The organism is Photobacterium sp. R1, from assembly GCF_054600795.1.
On the sequence record NZ_BAAHZP010000884.1, the window covers coordinates 1 to 243 of the forward strand.

The following is a 243-nucleotide window of genomic DNA, read 5'->3' on the forward strand; positions in this document are numbered from 1 at the left end:
GCCCCTGAGAAAAGATGCCGTGGGTCACCGAGAGAGCAATGGACTGAGCCACCTGCGCTTGCAGTACTGTCGCCAGTTCACTAAAGGTTCGGCCCCCATCCCCGATGTCAGCGGCGATCAGCACATCTTGTCCGCTGACCTCACCCAGCACCGGGGTTTGAAGGAGTTCTCCAGTTTTCAGATCACGGACGTTTTGCGCTTGAATCACTTCAGGCGCACCGCCAAAGTGCTCCGCGATTTTGA

The 243-nt window shown here is 57.2% G+C and carries 1 pseudogene; it reads right to left on the bottom strand.

The features are described 5' to 3' along the window. Window positions 1-243 (bottom strand): annotated as a pseudogene (locus ACYP03_RS27605) (ribose-phosphate diphosphokinase); the annotation flags it as partial.